Origin of the sequence: Pseudarthrobacter sp. C4D7, from assembly GCF_013359725.1 — a bacterium.
Lineage (GTDB): Bacteria > Actinomycetota > Actinomycetes > Actinomycetales > Micrococcaceae > Arthrobacter.
The window spans coordinates 67,264-82,607 of record NZ_JABFMW010000012.1; the positions used below are offsets into that span (position 1 = coordinate 67,264).

Below are 15,344 nucleotides of genomic sequence, written 5' to 3' on the forward strand. Positions count from 1 at the left end.
ACGGTGAACGCACTCCAACAGAAGGAAACACTGATGAGAATTGCCGTTACAGGCGGAAATGGAAAACTGGGACGGCACGTGGTGCGCCGGCTCACCGGCGACGGCCACCAGGTCCTCACCCTGGACCGCGCGGGCGAGCGAAGCCCGGGGCTGTTGATGGTGGACCTGCGCAACTACGGCCAGGTCGTGGATGCGCTCCTGGGCGTTGATGACCGGCATGACGGGTTCGACGCCGTGGTGCACCTGGGTGCCATTCCCGCCCCGGGCATCCTTCCGGACGCGGCCACGTTCGAAAACAACATGCTCTCCACCTACAACGTCTTCCAGGCCGCACGGCGTGCCGGCATCAAGAACGTGGTGTACGCATCCAGCGAGACCGTGCTGGGGCTGCCGTTCGACACGGACCCGCCCTACATCCCGGTGGACGAGGAATACCCGCCGCGGCCGGAAAGCACTTACTCCCTGGTGAAGACCCTGGAGGAGCAGATGGCCGTGGAAATGACGCGGTGGGACCCGGAGCTGAGCATTACGGGCCTGCGGTTCTCCAACGTCATGGACGAATCCGACTACGCGAAGTTCCCTTCCTTCGATGCCGACGCGACGCTGCGGAAGTGGAACCTGTGGGGCTACATCGACGGCAGGGACGGCGCACAGGCTGTGGTGCGGGCGCTCGAAAATGCACGTCCCGGATTCGAAGCCTTCATCATCGCCAACGCGGACACCGTCATGAGCAGGTCCAGCGCCAGCCTCGCAGCCGAGGTGTTCCCGGGCGTCAAGGTCACCAAGGAACTGGGCGAGCACGAAACGATGCTCTCCATCGACAAGGCGCGCCGGCTCCTGGGCTACGAACCTGAGCACAGCTGGCGGAACCACGCAGCTGCCGGCACCGGTGGCAAGGCGTAATTCCCACCTGCAGTAAACGGGTCCGTACCGGCCGCCGAGACCGGTGCGGACCCGGCCAGGGCACCCCGTTCCCGGCCCCTGCGCTGTGGCGGTTGGCCGGGTGATGGAGGGAATGGCCTGTCATGGGGATAATCTTCAGCCTAGGCATTTTCACGGCACGCGCATGAGCCGTGCATCAACAGGGCGCAGGGACGGGCAGCACATTGGCACAAAAATCAGCAGGGTCCGCAGTCACTCAGGGGAAGTCCGGCATGTGGCGCACGTTCCATGAAAAGTTCGTGGTGGAGGAGCGCTACATCGATCCTTCCGACCGGCGCCGCCTTTACCGCGCGTCGGCCATCCTGGCCGTGGTGGGGCTGGCACTCTTCATCGCCACGCTGATCAGCGTGGTCCAGTCCGGCGGCCTTGCCGCTGCAGACCATCCCGTGCACGACTGGCTGCTGACGACGCGTTCAGCAGCCGCCACCGCCATCATGATTTTCCTCGCCATTTTCTTCGGACCCATCGCCCTGCCCATCATCGTGCTGGTGGTCATCCTGGTGTGGGGATTCGCCGCCAAGCACGCCTGGCGGCCCATCCTGCTGGCATCAGCAATGCTGACGGGTGTGATCGTCTCGCAGATTATCCTCCACATCGTCCAGCGTTCCCGGCCCCCCGTTGACCAGATGCTGTTCGGGGCCGACCAGACTTTTTCCTTCCCTTCCGGGCACGTCCTGGGAGCCTGTGACTTCCTGTTGGTGGGCGCCTACCTGATCTTCTCCCGGCGCCGGAACCCGCGGGCGGCCGTCTTCGGATTCATTGGGGCCGGCATCGGAATCGTCCTCGCCATCGCCAGCCGCCTTTATCTCGGCTACCACTGGCCCACGGACACGATCGCCTCGTTCTCACTGTCACTGCTCATCCTGGGCGGCGTGATCGCGCTGGATACCTGGCGGACGGCAAGAATTCCGGGGGAACGGGTCACGGGCGAGCTGTCCAAGGAAGAGTCCGGCGGGAAGTAGGGCCCCCTACCCCTGCGCATGCGGGGGTGTTACCGGGGCCGTGACCTGGCGCGTTTCAGCGCCTGGTGCAGTTCCACGTTTGCCGCCTCGAGTTCCAGGACCTTGGCAACGCCTGCCAGGTTCAGCCCTTCGTCAAGCAGCTCCCCGATTCTCTGCAGAACCGCGATGTCGTCATCGCTGTACTGGCGGGTGCCGCCGGCAGTACGCGACGGCGTCAGGAGCCCTTTGGTTTCATACATCCTGATGTTCTGCTGCCCGGTTCCCGTCAACTCCGAGGCCACCGAAATGGCATAGAGGGCCCGTGATCCGGAGGGGCGCGCGCCGCGGACCGCACCAGATGCTGCCATGAATACTCCCAAAAACGCTCCGGCGGTGTCTTGCTTCAGTTTCCCACGAGTGCTATAAAAAATCTACATTCACCACCATAGATCAGGTGATGGTTGACAGGCGCAGATCAACACGTGGAAGCCGAAGGAGAGGGAAATGATGTTGATGCGTACGGACCCGTTCCGTGAGCTCGACCGGCTCACGCAGCAGGTCTTTGGAACAACCGCCCGTCCGGCCGTCATGCCCATGGACGCCTGGCAGGAGGACGGCGAGTTCGTGGTGGCGTTCGACCTTCCCGGCGTGAAGGTGGATGCGCTGGACCTGAACGTCGAGCGGAACGTCCTGACGGTGCGGGCAGAGCGGAAGGATCCCGCGCAGCCCACTGTGGAGCTCGTGGCCGCCGAGCGTCCCCGCGGCGTATTCAGCCGCCAGTTGATCCTGGGCGACACCCTGGACACGGCGAAGATCAAAGCCAGCTACGACCAGGGTGTCCTGACCCTGCGGATCCCGGTTGCCGGGCAGGCCAAGCCGCGGAAGATCGAGATCCAGGCCCGGCAGGGCGGCGGGCAGCAGACCAACACCTAGGGTGCTCTTTCACATGCCGCCCATCAGGGGCGGAGGAGTGGGCGGAACAGGAGGCTGCGATGGCAGGCGCCCCAGATTTCTACGCTGTCCTGGGCGTTGGCCGGAAGGCCACCCGGCAGGAAATCAGGCATGCGTACCGGGCCCTGATGCGCAGCCACCATCCGGACATGGACGCAGGCAGGATGGACGGCGGCAACCACGATGGTGGGAGCCGGACCGCCGCGACGGCCCATCCCGGCCGGCGGGAGGACCTCCTGGGCATCATGCAGGCGTTCAACGTGCTGGGCGATCCAGTGCGGCGCGCCGAGTACGACCGGGGGCTGGCCGCCGGATCACCCACCATCGTTCCGGTCCGGCATGGACGCCGCGCCGGAACGGCGGCCGGGCCTGCCCTCCGCGTCACCCCGGTGCGATGGGAAAGCGGGCCCTGGGCCTGAAACAGGGAAAACAAACCACAGCAGTGCCATTCATCCAAGGAGGCGGAGAGCTGCATGAGCGACTGGCGGCGCTACGATTCACACCTTATTCCCGCATTCCATGAGCGCTTCGAGCAGCGCTGGGGTCCGGGAACCGCACCCTTCCTGGACCCCGAGGCGCACGAGCAGCCCCTCCCGCGGGCGCAGTGGCTGAACCCGGACACCGGTGCCGCCCTGGCGGTGGTCCCGGTCTGGACGGCCGACGAAAGCCAGCAGCGGTCTTTCGGGGTGTTCTACCTGCCGCCGGCGGGGGACATCTGGGTCCTGCGCCCGGGCTACACGGGGTATTTGGAACCGTCGGACGGCGACTCGGAACACCTGGTGACCCTGCGCAATGATGCCTTCCGCAAGGCAGTGGCGCATGCCAAGGAATTCCTGTTCGGTTCCCAATAGACGCCGGCGTCCGCTGCGGGGTTGCTGCTCGTCACCGGTCACGTGCTGTGACATTCTGGGACGTACCCAAACACCGTGATCAAAAGGCTGGACCCCAATGCACATCACCGCCAAGGACCTCGCAGCGCTCATCCCTCCGGGGTTCACGCTTGGCGTCGCAACCGCAGCATTCCAGATCGAGGGCGCCCTTGACGAAGACGGCCGGGGACCTTCGGGGTGGGACAGGTTCGCCGCCAAGCCCGGCGCCATCGTTGAGGACCACAGCCCGGTGGTGGCCACGGACCACTACCACCGGATGCCGCAGGACGTGGCACTGCTGAAGCAGCTCGGCGTCGATTCCTACCGGTTCTCCTTCTCCTGGCCGCGCATCCAGCCCAGCGGTTCCGGGCCGGCCAACCCCGCAGGACTGGCGTTCTACGACCGGCTCCTGGATGAGTTGCTGGCCAACGGAATCTCGCCCATGGCCACCATCTACCACTGGGACACGCCCCTGGAGCTGGACGAAGCAGGCGGGTGGATGAACCGGGACACGGCCTACCGGCTGGGGGAGTATGCCGCCATCGTGGCTGAGGCCTTTGGGGACCGGGTGGCCCGGTGGGTCACCGTCAACGAGCCGGCAACCGTGAGCGCCAATGGCTACGCCTTTGGCGTCCACTCGCCGGGTAAGGAGCTCGCACTGGGTGCCTTCCCCACCGTCCACCACCAGTTGCTGGGCCATGGCCTGGCCGTCCAGGCCCTCCGCGCCGCCAAGGTGCCCGGTGAAATCGGAATGACCAACGTCTACTCACCCATGGTGCCCAACTCGATCAACCCGCTGGACAAGATCAGCGCCGGGATCATGGACCTGGGCCAGAACCGGCTCTACGCGGACCCAGTCCTCACGGGCAAGTACCCTGACCTGATCCGTGCCGCCAAGTTCTTCAGCTCCTTTGAGCACCCTGAAGAAGACATGACGATCATTTCCCAGCCCCTGGATTTCTACGGACTCAACTACTACATGCCCACCAAGGTGGCGGCCGGGCCCGGCGGCGGCACCGTGCCCACAAGCATGGCGGAGGCCATGGGCAGCGACCTCAGCGCCACGGGCGGCGGCCCTACGCCCTTCCACGTGGAAGCCTGGCCGGAAGCGGACATCACCGCCTACGGCTGGCCGGTCAAGCCCGAGTACATGGCGGTGGCGCTGAAGGAGATGGCGGACAGGTACCCCAACCTGCCGCCGGTGATCATCACCGAGGGTGGAGCAAGCTTCGAGGACATCATGGTCCGGGACAAGTCGACCAACACGCGGTTCATCCCGGACGAGCGCCGGTTGAAGTACATCTCCGACCACCTTGAATCCGCCCTGCGGGCCACGGCGCCAGGCGGCGTGGCGGAGTCCGTGGACCTGCGCGGCTACTACGTGTGGTCTTTCCTCGACAACTTCGAATGGTCCGCCGGCTACAAGCAGCCTTTCGGCCTGCTGCACGTGGACTTCGAAACGCTGGAGCGCACGCCCAAGGCATCCTACTTCTGGTACCAGGAGCTCATTGAGGAACGGGACCTGGCTGCCGCGGCCGGGGCCACGATCGCCCAGGCCGTGGTTCCGGACCTTCTGGGCGATGACGACCTTTCCGGCAGTGACGAGCTCCCCGGAAGTGATGACGTGTTGGCCGGCCCTGAGCAGTCAGCCCCTTAGCAGGTCCAGCATGGCGAGCTGCCTGGCAATGCCGGCGCCGTCGGGGGCGTAGATCCACGGCACCCGGGACGCGGTGTGGTCGCCGTCCTCCGAGTGGCCGCCGGCGAACACCGACTCGCTGACGGACAGCTGGCGGATGGCGATGGCGGCAACCTTGTCCGGGTTCTCTGCGGCGAAAGCGGAGTAAATGGCCTCGTCATGCTGGCCGTTGTCACCGATCAGCAGCCACCGCATCCCGGGGAATTCCTTGGCCAGCCGCTCGAGGTTGCGGTGCTTGTGGTCCTGGCCGCTGCGGAACCAGCGGTCCTGGGTAAGGCCCCAGTCCGTCAACAGCAGCGGGCCCTGCGGGTACATGTTGCGGGTGAGGAAACGCCCCAGTGTCGGGGCAGCGTTCCAAGGGCCCGTGGAGAGGTAGATGACCGGTGCCTCCGGGTGCTCAACGGTCAGCCGGTCCAGCAGCACGGCCATTCCCGGGGTGGCCGTGCGGGCCCGTTCGCTGAGGACGAAGGTGTTCCACAGCGCCAGGAAGGGCCGGGGCAGGGCAGTCACCATGACGGTGTCGTCGATGTCGGAAACGATGCCGAATTCCACGCCCGGGGCAATCACCTGGATCAGCGCCTCAGCCGGTTCCGTGCCTTCGGCGCGCAGGACCGCCGTGTGCAAGCCAGGGGACAGCTGGACGTCCACCTCGGTGTCGATGAGTCCACCCCGGTCTGCGGTGACGTGGGTGACCACATCGCCGATGGTGATTTCGACGTCGCTGAACTGCAGTGGCACCCCGGTGAAGGCACGCCACCCCCGAATGTTCTGGTTGCCGTTTTTCACTTCGCGTTCGGCTTTGCTCCCCGGCAGCGGTTTCTGGGTCAGCAGGACCCGTCCCAGCACGCGCACCCGGGTGGTGGAGCCGTACCCCTGGTAGGCGATGGTCTGGGGCACGAAGTTCCACCTTTTGGCGAGAACGATCCGGACGTCGTTGACGGCATCGGAGAGCCTGTGTGCCAGGCGGAAGAACTGGCTTCCCGACAGCGCGAACTGGCCGATCTTCTTCTGGCAGGGTGCGTTTGCGGTGTCCTGGGCTGGATTCTGCGGAGCCGTGTCCATGCCCTAACTCTGCCACAGCACGGAAACCGGCATCAGCTGACGCCCAGGATCGCGCGCAGGGTGTCGGCGTTCCGCACGGCGTTCCCGCCGCCGTCGTTGTTGAAGTAGGCGTAGACGTCGATGCCTGCGCCGTCCCACTCACGGATCCGCCCGGCCCACCAGTGCATGTCAGCGTCCGGGTAGGAGCCGCCGTACAGGTGTTCATGGTCCGGCCCGTGGAGCCGCACGTAGGCGAAAGGTGCCGTGGTCCGCAGGATGCAGGGGAGGTTGGCGCCGCTCATGACGCAGTAGGCCGCCTGGTGCCGCTCCAGCAGGGCGAAGACGTCGGGGCTGTCCCAGCTGGAGTGCCTGAACTCCACGGCCATCCTGATCCAGGAGGGAAGTCCTGCCAGGAAGTAGTCCAGCCGTGCGTCGTCGCGCTCGAACTGCGGGGGTAGCTGCACCAGGAGCACGGCACGTTTATCCCCCAGCTCATGCCAGCACCTGGTGATGCGCTCGATCCAGACTTCCGGTGCATAGAGCTTGCGGGCATGGGTCAGCCCGCGGGGCGCCTTCACGGACATGGTGAAACCGGGAGGGAGGCGCCTGTTCCAGCCCGCAAAGGTGGTGTCCCTGGGCCAGCGGTAGAAGCTGGCGTTCAATTCAACCGTCGTAAACCTGGCGACGTAGCACTGGAGCCTGTCCCGGGCGGGCAGCCCGGGCGGGTACAGGACGTTCTCCCAGTGGTCGTAGCTCCAGCCGGAGGTGCCGATGTGGATGGCCATTTCCCTCAGGCTACACCTGCACGTTTCCCTTCCCTTCGGGGCCCTGTGTGGCAGGGTAATGACATGGCGCGAATCGAAGACTATGCGGTAGTTGGCGACCTTCAAACAGGGGCGCTGGTCAGTAAAGAGGGCTCGATCGACTGGCTCTGCCTGCCGCGGTTCGACTCCCCGGCGTGCTTCAACGCGCTGCTGGACACGCCGGATGCCGGGCGCTGGCTGCTGGCGCCGGAGGGCGGAGGGGCATGCACGCGCCGCAGCTACCGCGACGGCACCTTGGTGCTGGACACAGAATGGGAGACGCCGGACGGAACAGTGCGGGTCACCGATTTCATGCCGCCCCGGGACTCCGTGGCGGACATTGTCCGGATCGTGGAGGGCGTGAGCGGAACCGTCAGGATGCGCGGGGAACTGATCCTGCGGTTCGATTACGGGCACATTGTGCCGTGGGTCCGGAAGGACAAGCACGGGCTGCATGCCATCGCAGGCCCGGACGCCGTCTACCTGGTCACACCGGCGCCCCTGCATGGCGAGAACATGCACACCGTCAGCGAATTCACGGTAAGCGCCGGCGAGAAGGTGCCGTTCGTGCTGACCTGGGCCCCAAGCCACGTGGGGCGGCCAGTCAGTGTCGATGCCCAGGACGTCCTTGAGAGCACCTGCGCGTTCTGGCGGGGCTGGTCCTCGCAGTGCACGGTAGAGGGCAAGTACCAGGACGCGGTGGTCCGGTCCCTGGTGACACTTAAGGCGCTGACCTACGCCCCCACGGGCGGCATCGTCGCCGCCGTCACGACGTCCCTGCCGGAGCAGCCGGGAGGCCAGCGGAACTGGGACTACCGCTACTGCTGGCTGCGGGACGCCGCGATGACCCTGCAGGCCCTGCTGGCCGCCGGCTACACGGCAGAGGCAGCCGCCTGGAGGGACTGGCTGCTCCGGGCCGTTGCCGGAGATCCCGCGGACCTGCAGATCATGTACGGGATCCACGGCGAGCGGCGGCTGCCGGAGCTGGAGCTGCCATGGCTGAAAGGCTATGAAAATTCAACGCCGGTCCGGATCGGCAATGCTGCGGCGGAGCAGTTCCAGCTGGACGTCTGGGGTGAGGTCCTCGACTGCCTCGCGCTCACCCGCAATTCGCTGCTGAAGCATACCGATGAGGCATGGGACGTCCAGATTGCCCTGATGGAACACTTGGAGACCATCTGGGACCAGCCGGATAACGGGTTGTGGGAGATGCGCGGCCCGCGCCGCCATTTCACTCACTCCAAACTCATGGCCTGGGTGGCGGCGGACCGGATGGTCAAGGGGGTGCGGGAATCAGGCCTTCCCGGTCCGGTGGAGCGGTGGGAAGCGCTGCGGGAGCAGATCCGCGGCGACATCATGGCCAACGGATTCGACGCCAAGCGCAATACGTTTGTCCAGTCCTACGGGCGGCCGGAGCTGGACGCCAGCCTGCTGCTGATTCCCCGGGTGGGGTTCCTGCCCAACGATGATCCCAAGGTCATCGGCACCATCGAAGCCATCCAGCGGGAGCTGACCCAGGACGGATTCGTGCTCCGCTACAAACCGTCAGAGAGCGACGACGGCCTGCCCGGTGACGAGGGCGTCTTCCTGGCCTGTTCATTCTGGATGGTGGAGGCGCTCCTGGGAGCCGGGCGCCATGAGGAGTCGCGTGAACTTTTCGAGCGGCTGCTGGAACTGCGCAACGACGTGGGACTGCTGAGCGAGGAGTGGGCCGTGAAAGCCGGGCGCCAGTTGGGCAATACGCCGCAGGCATTCAGCCATTTCGCCTTGGTGACCAGCGCCCTGGAGCTCCATCAGGATACGGTTCGGCGCACTGACACCCCGCTGCCGGCTGCTCAGGCTGATACGCGCTGAGGCCCGCCCAAGGTTGGAACTTCTCCTTCAAGTGATAGATAAGTATACTTACTAACACCTCATGGAGTGCTCCCAAGCACAGTGCCGTGATTGATGGAGGAGTGATACCTATGGCCGGATTTTTTGAACTCGTTGATGCCCCTGACGGTGGTTACCGGATCAGGATGATGGATGGGAGCGGAAACCTTATGGCCATCTCCGTCACCTTCCCCACGAAGCGCGCGGCTGTTGCTGGCGTTGCCATGGCGCGGGAAATCGCCGGCACTGGACTGATCCGGGACAAAAGCCTGGATGGTGCCGGGTCTGTGATCCGCGAGCGCGTGCGCCCCGTAGACTCCCCGAAAGAGGAGGCTGTCAGGTTGAAAAAGGCCCCGGGCGTTCGACGGGCGGCAGTAGGCTGATGGCTCTCTCCAGCGCACCCCCTGGCGGACTCCGCCGGGGGGTTCTGTTTGACGTCGACGGAACACTGATCGACTCTTCGTATCTTCACACTGTCTCCTGGTGGAGCGCCTTCCGCCAATACGGCCACGACGTGCCCATGGCGGCCATCCACCAGCTGGTGGGTATGGGCGGGGCCCGGTTGCTGGACAACCTCCTGCCGTCCGGGCGGGACCGTGACGAGGACCAGGACATCATGGCCAGCCACGGTGCGCTGTACGCCTCGCACTGGCCTTCACTCCGTACGCTCAACGGCGCAAGGGACCTGCTGGGCCGGTGCCATGCCGGCGGCCTGGCTGTTGCGTTGGCCTCCTCGGCGCGGGAGCGGGACCTGCAGGTCATGCGCTCGGTGCTGGATGCCGATGCCTTCATTGACGCAGCCACCAGCGCCAATGATGCGAAGGAGAGCAAGCCTGCCCCGGACATCCTGGAGGCGGCCCTGGCTGCCGTGGGTGTCGATGCTGCCGATGCCGTCTACGTGGGTGATGCGGTGTGGGACATGAAGGCTGCCGGTGCGCTGGGTATCCCCGCCATCGGGCTGACCTGCGGCGGTATCCATGAGGCCAAACTCCGCGAAGCTGGTGCTGCGGAGGTCTATGACGATCCTCGCCACCTCCTGGACAATCTGGGCTCCAGTGCCATCGGGCGGCTGCTGGAGTTGCAGCAGAACCCGTAAATCCTGCCGGTGGGTGACATCCTCCGGCGTCGGTTTCCAGATTTAGTCAGTATGCTTACTTTTTACGCTGAAAACAGATAGCGTCGAAGAAAGGGCGTCCCCGGACGTCCTGCCCGCCCCGGGAGAACCCCGGGCAAAACCACAGCGAAAGGGAGACTGTGAAAGCACTGACGTGGCAAGGAAAACGGTCGGTTAGCGTTGAAGAAGTGCCCGATCCCGTCATCCAGGAGCCCACGGACGCGATCGTCCGGATCACCTCCACCGCCATCTGCGGCTCGGACCTGCACCTTTACGAGGTCCTGGGCCCGTACATGCACAAGGGCGACGTCATCGGGCACGAACCCATGGGCATCGTGGAGGAAGTGGGCAGCGGAGTCACCAACCTCCGCAAGGGGGACCGCGTGGTGGTCCCCTTCAACATCTCCTGCGGTTCCTGCTTCATGTGCAAGCAGGGCCTGCAGTCCCAGTGCGAAACCACCCAGGTCAAGGAAAAAGGCTCCGGTGCCGCCCTCTTCGGCTACTCGGAGCTCTACGGTTCCGTTCCCGGTGGCCAGGCCGAGTACCTGCGCGTGCCGCACGCCGACTACGGGCCGGTAAAAGTGGGCAGCGAACTTCCGGACGAGCGCTACCTGTTCCTGTCCGACATCCTCCCCACCGCCTGGCAGGCCGTGGAATATGCGGACGTCCCGCCCGGCGGCACGCTCGCGGTCTTTGGACTGGGGCCGGTGGGCCAGTTCGCCGGACGCATCGGCGTGCACCGCGGTTTCCGGGTGATCGGGATCGACCCCGTCGCTGAACGGCGCGCCATGGCGGAACGGCACGGCGTGGAAACGCTCGATTACAGCAAAACCATCGCGGACGAACTCCGGGAGATGACCGGCGGGCGCGGCCCTGACGCGGTGGTTGACGCCGTCGGCATGGAAGCCCACGGCTCGCCGGTGGCAGGGTTCGCCCACCAGGCCCTGGGCCTGCTGCCGGACAAGCTGGCCCAGAAGGCAATGGAGACCGGCGGCGTTGACCGGCTGGCGGCTCTGCACGCCTCGATTGATGCGGTCCGCCGCGGCGGCACGCTGTCGCTGGGCGGCGTGTACGGCGGCACGGCCAGCCCGATGCCACTGCTCACCATGTTCGACAAGCAGCTCCAGGTGCGCATGGGCCAGTGCAACGTCCGGCGCTGGACCGACGACATCCTTCCCTTCGTGGAGGACGACGCCGATCCGCTGGGCGTGATGGACCTGGTCACCCACCGGTCGGGCCTGGATGGAGCCCCGGCCCTGTACGAGAAGTTCCAGAAAAAGGAAGACGGCTGCATCAAGGTGGTCCTGAACCCGGGCGCCTAAGCTCCACCAACGGCAAAAAGCAGGGGTCGTCACGGATATCCGTAACGGCCCCTGCTGCTGCCCGGACAGGCCGGGGAACTCCTAGGTGAGCTTCACCTGGCGGTTCATGTCCTTGTAGAGCAGGTAGCGGAATTCTCCGGGGCCGCCGGCGTAGCAGGCCTGCGGGCAGAAGGCGCGGAGCCACATGAAGTCACCGGCCTCCACCTCCACCCAGTCGTTGTTCAGCAGGTACATGGCCTTGCCTTCCAGGACGTACAGGCCGTGTTCCATGACGTGCGTCTCGGGGAACGGAATCACGCCGCCCGGCTGGAACGTGACGATGTTGACCTGCATGTCGTGCGCCAGGTCGCTGGAGTCCGTGAAGCGGGTGGTCTTCCACACGTCATTGGTGTCCGGCATGGACGTAGGCTCGACGTCCTTCTCGTTGGTGACGAAGGACTTGGCCTCATACCCCTCCAGCCGCTCGTAGGCCTTGCGGATCCAGTGGTAGGAGACGACGTCGTCCGAGACGTTCTCAACGCCCCATTCCGATCCCGCTGCGAGGTAGGCGTAGCCGCCCTCTTCGAGGTGGTGCAGTTCGCCGTCGAGGGTGAGGTTCAGCTTGCCCTTGGTCACGAAGACCACGCCTTCGACGCCGGACTCGAACTCGGCCTTCGGGGCGCCGCCGCCCGGAGCGATCTCGACGATCAGCTGCGAGAACGTGGTGGCGAAGCCCGAGATGGGGCGGGCAATGATCCAGGAACGGGTGTTCGAAAAGCCCGGCAGGTTGGAGGTGACGATGTCCGTCATCACGCCCTTCGGGATCACCGTGTACGCCTCGGTGACGATGGCGCGCTCGGTGGTGAGGTGCGTCTGGGGCGGCAGTCCGCCGCTGGGGGAGTAGTACTTACCCATGGAACGAATCCTTTGCTGAGGAATTGGAAGTGGTGGCGAGCCGCGGGTGGGCCAGTGCGGTGAGCTGCGGAATCCCGACGCCGGCCAGCGCCAGGACTTCCTCCGCACCCACTGCGCCGCACTGGACGCCTCGAAGGACGAAGGCGGCAAGGGCGCGGGCGGTGGCGGGCTCGTCCATGACGCCGCCCTCGGTCTGTTCGACGTAGTTGCGCAGGCGCGCGGACGCTGCCGGCAGGCCTTGGCGGTAGAAGGCGTAGGTGGCAGCGAACCGGCTGGGCAGCTGGGCCGGGTGCAGGTCCCAGCCCTGGTAGTAGCCGCGTTCCAGGGACCGCCGGACCAGCCGTCCGTGCAGTTGCCAGGCGTTCTCCACGTTGTCGCCCACCGGGATGATGTTGGTGGACCCGTCGGAGAGCCGGATGCCGGTACCGGCGACTGCCAGCTGCATGACCTCCTTGGCGAAGTCGGCCACCGGGTGCTCCATGGACTGGTACTCGGCCGAGATCTGCAGGGAAGCCGAGTAGTCGTAGGTGCCGTAGTGCAGGCCGCTGATCCGGCCGGGGACGGCATGCGGCAGTTGCGCCACCGGGGACGTGCCGTCCGGGCCCAGGATGAGTTGGGGCGTTTCCACCTGGACCTCGAAACGGAGGCGGCCGGCAGGCAGCCCGTGGACTTCCTCGAGCCGGGATACGGCGTAGTCCATGGCCTGGACCTGGGCCACGGTGGTGACCTTGGGCAGCGTCAGGACCAGGCCGTCCGGCAGTTCGCCGGCAGTGGCGAGGCCCGAGACGAACAGGTCCAGGGTCCGCAGCCCGCGGCTCCGGGTGGCTGCCTCGAAGCATTTGAAGCGGATGCCGATGAACGGGGGAGCGGACCCGGCAGCGACTGCCTGGGCTACCGCTGACGCTGCGGCTACCGCGGCGGCGTCCTCGGCGTCGTCGCCCCTGTCCCCGAAGCCGTCCTCGAAGTCCAGGCGCAGGTCCTCAACGGGCTCGGTTTGGAGCTTGGCCTGGACGCGGCCTGCCACGGCGTCGGCCAGCCCGGCGTCCTGGCCCAGCAGCCGTCCCACGTTCCCGAAGCCGCCGTGGGCTTCCGCCGCCGCGGTCGCCTGGGCGCCCCAGTCGGCCGCGAACGACGGCGTGAACCGGTCCGCCGGGACGTACACCGTGTGCACGGGCTGGCGGGAGCCGTCGTCGCCCGGGTAGTTCTGCTCCAGCAGCCGGTCCGTGGCGGCAAGCTGTCCGTCGATGCGTGCCAGGTCCCCCGCGGTCAGCGAAGACTTGGGTGCTCCCATCTCAGCCCACCAGCTCGTAGGCGGGCGTGGTGAGGAAGTCCGTGTAGTCGTCGGAGAGGCAGATGTCCGCGATCAGTTCGCTGGCCGGCTGGTAGTAGCGGCGGAATGCCTCGTCGCCGAATTCGGTGCGGAGCCGCTCGGTTTCCTCGCCAAGCACCCGCTCCACCAGTTCCTTGGTAACGGTGTTGCCCGTGTCCGCCAGGATGGACTTGTTGCGGATCTGCTGCCACACCTGCGAACGGGAGATCTCGGCGGTGGCGGCGTCCTCCATCAGGTTGTGGATGGCCACGGCGCCGTTCCCGGACAGCCAGACGGCCGTGTAGGCAACAGCCACGTAGAGGTTGAGCCGCAGGCCGGCTTCGGTGACCTGGCCGTCGGCGGACTGCACGTCCAGCAACTGCCCGGCGGTGACCGAAACGTCGGGGCGCTGCTTGTCCACCTGGTTGGGCTTGTCGCCGAGCACGGAGTCGAACACTTCGCGGCAGGTGGGGACCAGGTCCGGGTGGGCAACCCAGGAGCCATCGAAGCCGTCGTTTGCCTCGCGGGTCTTGTCCGCGCGGACCTTCTCGAAAGCTGCCTCGGTCACTTCGGGGTGCCTGCGGTTGGGAATAACGGCCGCCATCCCGCCCATGGCGAAGGCGCCGCGCTTGTGGCAGGTCTTGACCAGGAGCTCGGTGTAGGCGCGCATGAAGGGGGCGGTCATCGCCACGGAGGCGCGGTCCGGCAGGACAAATTCCTCGCCGGCATCCCGGAAGTACTTGATGATGCTGAACAGGTAGTCCCAGCGTCCGGCGTTGAGGCCGGACGCGTGGTCGCGCAGTTCGTAAAGGATCTCGTCCATCTCAAAAGCGGCCGGGATGGTCTCGATCAGCACCGTGGCCCGGATGGTGCCTTGGTTCAGGCCCAGGAAGTCCTGCGCGAAAACGAAGACATCGTTCCATAGGCGTGCCTCAAGGTGGCTTTCCATCTTGGGCAGGTAGTAGTACGGGCCCTGGCCGTTGAGGACCAGCTGCTTGGCGATGTGGAAGAAGTGCAGCCCGAAGTCCACCAGGGCGCCCACGGCCGGTTCGCCGTTGACCAGCAGGTGCTTCTCCTGCATGTGCCAGCCGCGGGGGCGGGCCACCACGACGGCGAGCGGCGCGTCGGTGCGCAGGCGGTATTCCTTGCCTTCCTCCGAAGTGAAGCTGAGGGTCCCCTGGGCGGCGTCCCGGAGGTTGAGGATGGCGTCGATGACGTTGGCCCAGGTGGGTGTGCTGGCGTCCTCAAGGTCCGCCAGCCACACCTTGGCGCCGGAGTTCAGGGCATTAATGGCCATCTTCGCCGGCGATGCGGGGCCGGTCATTTCCACCCGGCGGTCCAGCAGGGCCGCCGGTGCCGGCGCAACCTTCCAGTCGCCGCCGCGCACGTCCTTGGTCTCCGGCAGGAAGTCCAGCTTGCCGGTCTCGGCGACGCGCTGCCGCTTGACGGCCCGGGCAGCCAGGAGCTCGTTGCGGGTGCCGGCGAAGCGGTTGTGGAGTTCCTCCACGAATGCCAGGGCCTTCGGCGTGAGGATCTCCTCTGCGCGGTCGATCGGCCGGGGATCTGTGACGGTGATGGCCATTTCTGGTC

At 66.1% G+C, this 15,344-nt stretch carries 16 protein-coding genes; 10 read left to right on the forward strand and 6 right to left on the reverse strand.

The window, feature by feature from the left end:
- The first annotated feature begins 33 nt into the window (after positions 1 to 33).
- Positions 34 to 903 carry an NAD(P)-dependent oxidoreductase gene (locus HNO81_RS10700; protein WP_175318110.1) on the forward strand — a complete coding sequence of 290 codons (870 nt, stop codon included), beginning with the start codon at positions 34 to 36 and terminating at the stop codon, positions 901 to 903.
- A 251-nt stretch (positions 904 to 1,154) separates the two neighbouring features.
- Positions 1,155 to 1,904, forward strand: coding sequence for a phosphatase PAP2 family protein (locus tag HNO81_RS10705; protein ID WP_254703414.1), 750 nt, complete (start codon positions 1,155 to 1,157; stop codon positions 1,902 to 1,904).
- 29 nt (positions 1,905 to 1,933) lie between these two features.
- Here HNO81_RS10705 and HNO81_RS10710 read toward each other — a convergent pair whose 3' ends face one another.
- A complete protein-coding gene (locus tag HNO81_RS10710) occupies positions 1,934 to 2,251 on the reverse strand; it encodes a MerR family transcriptional regulator (protein WP_175318112.1) in 318 nt (105 codons plus the stop codon).
- Between the two features lie 139 nt (positions 2,252 to 2,390).
- On the opposite strand from HNO81_RS10710, the gene HNO81_RS10715 reads away from it, so the two are divergent.
- The 4 genes from HNO81_RS10715 (at position 2,391) to HNO81_RS10730 (ending at position 5,360) form a co-directional block, all read left to right on the forward strand.
- Positions 2,391 to 2,816, forward strand: a complete 426-nt coding sequence (locus HNO81_RS10715; protein WP_175318146.1) for an Hsp20/alpha crystallin family protein — start codon at positions 2,391 to 2,393, stop codon at positions 2,814 to 2,816.
- Between the two features lie 59 nt (positions 2,817 to 2,875).
- Positions 2,876 to 3,253, forward strand: a complete 378-nt coding sequence (locus HNO81_RS10720; RefSeq protein WP_175318113.1) for a J domain-containing protein — start codon at positions 2,876 to 2,878, stop codon at positions 3,251 to 3,253.
- 54 nt (positions 3,254 to 3,307) lie between these two features.
- Positions 3,308 to 3,685, forward strand: coding sequence for a hypothetical protein (locus tag HNO81_RS10725; RefSeq protein ID WP_175318114.1), 378 nt, complete (start codon positions 3,308 to 3,310; stop codon positions 3,683 to 3,685).
- Between the two features lie 97 nt (positions 3,686 to 3,782).
- Positions 3,783 to 5,360, forward strand: coding sequence for a glycoside hydrolase family 1 protein (locus tag HNO81_RS10730; RefSeq protein ID WP_175318115.1), 1,578 nt, complete (start codon positions 3,783 to 3,785; stop codon positions 5,358 to 5,360).
- Here HNO81_RS10730 and HNO81_RS10735 read toward each other — a convergent pair.
- Positions 5,349 to 6,461 (reverse strand): App1 family protein, encoded by a 1,113-nt coding sequence (locus tag HNO81_RS10735; RefSeq protein ID WP_254703415.1) that lies wholly within the window; start codon positions 6,459 to 6,461, stop codon positions 5,349 to 5,351. The two genes, HNO81_RS10730 and HNO81_RS10735, sit on opposite strands and share 12 nt — an antisense overlap.
- 32 nt (positions 6,462 to 6,493) lie before the next feature.
- On the reverse strand, positions 6,494 to 7,225 hold the full coding sequence (locus HNO81_RS10740; RefSeq protein WP_175318116.1) for a DUF72 domain-containing protein: 732 nt from the start codon (positions 7,223 to 7,225) through the stop codon (positions 6,494 to 6,496).
- 63 nt (positions 7,226 to 7,288) lie between these two features.
- Here HNO81_RS10740 and HNO81_RS10745 point away from each other — a divergent pair, with 63 nt between their 5' ends.
- From HNO81_RS10745 to HNO81_RS10760, 4 genes are all read left to right on the forward strand, one after another.
- Entirely contained in the window at positions 7,289 to 9,097 is a 1,809-nt protein-coding gene (locus tag HNO81_RS10745; RefSeq protein WP_175318117.1) for a glycoside hydrolase family 15 protein, read from the forward strand.
- Between the two features lie 110 nt (positions 9,098 to 9,207).
- Complete coding sequence (locus HNO81_RS10750; RefSeq protein ID WP_175318147.1) at positions 9,208 to 9,498, forward strand: hypothetical protein; 291 nt, start codon at positions 9,208 to 9,210, stop codon at positions 9,496 to 9,498.
- Entirely contained in the window at positions 9,498 to 10,211 is a 714-nt protein-coding gene (locus HNO81_RS10755; RefSeq protein ID WP_175318118.1) for an HAD family hydrolase, read from the forward strand. The genes HNO81_RS10750 and HNO81_RS10755 overlap by 1 nt, the downstream gene beginning before the upstream one ends.
- A 158-nt stretch (positions 10,212 to 10,369) precedes the next feature.
- Positions 10,370 to 11,551 (forward strand): zinc-dependent alcohol dehydrogenase, encoded by a 1,182-nt coding sequence (locus HNO81_RS10760; RefSeq protein ID WP_175318119.1) that lies wholly within the window; start codon positions 10,370 to 10,372, stop codon positions 11,549 to 11,551.
- Positions 11,552 to 11,632: 81 nt separating this feature from the next.
- Here HNO81_RS10760 and HNO81_RS10765 read toward each other — a convergent pair whose 3' ends face one another.
- Genes HNO81_RS10765 through aceB form a run of 3 tightly spaced genes read right to left on the reverse strand, consistent with a single transcriptional unit; the run spans position 11,633 to position 15,336 of the window.
- The gene (locus tag HNO81_RS10765) at positions 11,633 to 12,445 is read right to left on the reverse strand and encodes a bifunctional allantoicase/(S)-ureidoglycine aminohydrolase (RefSeq protein ID WP_175318120.1); all 813 of its coding nucleotides are present in this window, start codon (positions 12,443 to 12,445) and stop codon (positions 11,633 to 11,635) included.
- Entirely contained in the window at positions 12,438 to 13,736 is a 1,299-nt protein-coding gene (locus HNO81_RS10770; protein WP_175318121.1) for an aldolase, read from the reverse strand. Before HNO81_RS10770 ends, HNO81_RS10765 begins: the two co-directional genes overlap by 8 nt.
- A gap of 1 nt (position 13,737) precedes the next feature.
- A complete protein-coding gene (gene aceB, locus HNO81_RS10775; protein ID WP_175318122.1) occupies positions 13,738 to 15,336 on the reverse strand; it encodes a malate synthase A in 1,599 nt (532 codons plus the stop codon).
- Between the last annotated feature and the right edge of the window lie 8 nt (positions 15,337 to 15,344).